Genomic DNA, 2,446 nt, shown 5'->3' with positions numbered 1-2,446 from the left:
GGAGGAGTACCTCGGATCGAACGACACGACTCCGGTGTGTACTCTGCCAGCGGGGCAGACATCTACGTGTACGAGGCAGAGATCGACGGCAGTCGCGGCAGCGGAGTCTACGCTTACAACGGCGATGTATGGCTCCACGACACCGAGGTGACAGACGCCGACGGCTATGGTGCGCGTGCTACGAATGGAGGAACAGTTCACTTCGGCACACACTGGTTCTCGGCAGGCGACGAGAACAACGTCCTGGAGAGAAATCGGGACGGTACACTCCGGATGTGGGCTGGTTCTGAGGCCGCCGCTGGGGCGGGCACGAGCAGCAACTTCGGGCGCAACACATTCCGGCGTGACCCAGGGTACCAGTTCAGCCGCCACGCCTTCGTCCGATACGGGTCCGATGTCCGTGCCGAGTGCAACTACTGGGGTACCGCGAGTGGGGCACCCGACCCCTCTGATATCCAGGTCGATGGCACGAGTACGATTGATTACACGCCCTTCCTCGCGAGTGCTGGAGGGTCGTGTGGAGGGACATCTGCACGAACCGTTGGAGGGACTGGAACCAAGTCAGGGGAGCTCTCGGGCCCACCTGAGGGAATGGACCCACTCCGCTGGGAAGCCCTTCGGCTCGCGGATGAGAATGCGCTCGGCGAGGCGTTCGGTCTGCTGATGCGTGCCATCGAGACGGCCGAGCGACCCGAGGACGCGCACCGAGCCTTCGAGGCCATCGCCCGCGTCGCCCGGCGCGGCACATCGCCCGCCGTCCTCCCGTTCCTGGAGGACCGAACGGCTGTCGCGGACGAACGACCCCGCGCGCTCCTCGCCCTCGCAGACGTCCTCCGGTCATGGGATCGACCGAGAGAGTCAGAGGAGGCCGCTCGCATGCTGATCTCGGAGGCACCTGCGGGCGACCTCGCTATCAAGGCGTGGGCGGTCCTGCACGCCCTCTCCCTCGACGCTGGCGACGGCCCTGATGCCTCGGAGGCCCTCGCGGCGGTGACGGCACGATGGCCTGAGCACGAGACGGCGCTGGCCATGCACCAGGAGCACGGACTCGTCATCGGTGCGTCGTCGGCAGAAGCGGCTCGAACCCAGGGAGCAGTGGCGGCGCGGACCCTTGGAGCGCCGGCGAAGAGCCAAACGGCCGACGAGGAGCCTACAGCCCAGACGCACCTCGGTCTCGCTCGACCCAACCCAGCCGCGGGTCGGGCTGTTCTGCCGCTCGTGCTCTCGCAGGACGCAGAGGTCCGGGTCAGTGTGTCCGACGTGCTGGGCCGGACTGTGGCGACACTCGCAGACGGGCCACTCGGATCGGGACGGCATACGCTGGCACTGGACGGCGAGACGCTCCCTCCGGGTGTGTACATCGTGCGTGCCCAGATCCAAACGGGCTCTATCGTCGAGGCGTTCGTGCAGCGCGTCACCGTCACGCGCTAGCACGGCGCGCTGCCTCGTCGTTTCTTTGAGCCATGATGCGTCCCCTGATCTACGTCGCCGTCGCCGCGCTGGCCGTCCTCGCCGTGCGGCCCGCTGCCGCCCAGCCCCCGCCGGTGCCCCTCGTCTGGGAGGTCGTCGGCGACTCCGTCGGACGCCACCTCCCTGAGTCCGAGGGCCTCTTCGTCGCCCCCGATTCGGCTGTCTACACCATCGGCCTCGAAATCCTCGCCGTCATCCGCCCCGGTGACCCTGACTGGACCGTCATCATCGAGGACATCCGGCTTCCAGAGGACGACATCTTCGTCGCCTCGACCGGGGCCATGTTCGCCGTCAACAGCACGCTCCACCGCTCCGACGACGGCGGCCGGACCTGGACCTGGACCGGTGTCGACGACGTGGACGTGGTCTTCGAGACGCCCGACGGTACCCTCATCGCCAACGAAACCGACTGCTGCGGCATCGCCCGCTCGACGGACGGGGGCCTCTCGTGGGACCTCGTCGACCTCAACGACGCGATGGGCTTCCCATACGCGCCGATGGCGTTCGAGCACCTGCCCACCTCGGCCGAGCGACCTTCGGGCCGGCTCGTCGCGGTGGGCCGGGGCGGGGCGGCCTACTCCAACGACGGCGGACTCACGTGGCAGCCGTCGAACCTGGCCGCTGACTTCGTGTGGGACAGCGACCACGACTCGGTGGTCCGCTCGCCGGTGACGGGCCGTCTCTACGCGGCCATCTACGGCCCGGCCCCGGACGGTGGCGACCCGTGGGGGACGATCTGGGAGAGCGCCGACGGAGCGACGTGGACGTACGCCGGCCGGATCCCGAGCGTCCGGAGTACGAAGCCGCTCCAACTCAAGGTGGCGCCGGACGGGGTGCTGTGGGCGCTCGACGAGGGTGCTCCCCGGACGGCGTGGGTGTGGCGCTCGGCCGACGAGGGCCGGACGTGGGGCCGGAGCGAGCGGATCGACGCGGTCTCGCTCGTGGGCCACGAGTTGAACTACGAGGAGTTGGCTGT

At 68.6% G+C, this 2,446-nt stretch carries 2 protein-coding genes; both read left to right on the top strand.

Annotation, left to right across the window (positions count from 1 at the left end; translation table 11 throughout):
- Positions 1 to 591 precede the first annotated feature (591 nt).
- Complete coding sequence (locus AAGI91_17600) at positions 592 to 1,431, top strand: T9SS type A sorting domain-containing protein (GenBank protein MEM1044428.1); 840 nt, start codon at positions 592 to 594, stop codon at positions 1,429 to 1,431.
- A gap of 32 nt (positions 1,432 to 1,463) precedes the next feature.
- Positions 1,464 to 2,446: sialidase family protein (locus AAGI91_17595; GenBank protein MEM1044427.1), on the top strand; the 983-nt coding region annotated here is incomplete at its 3' end.

The organism is Bacteroidota bacterium, from assembly GCA_038746285.1.
Classification (GTDB): domain Bacteria; phylum Bacteroidota; class Rhodothermia; order Rhodothermales; family JANQRZ01; genus JANQRZ01.
Note: the sequence above shows the minus strand (reverse complement) of the source record. Positions and strands in the feature narration are given on the sequence as shown.

Excerpts from the sequence above, each read along its gene's own strand:
- AAGI91_17600 (MEM1044428.1), top strand. The coding sequence starts at position 592 with ATGGACCCACTCCGCTGGGAAGCCCTTCGGCTCGCGGATGAGAATGCG.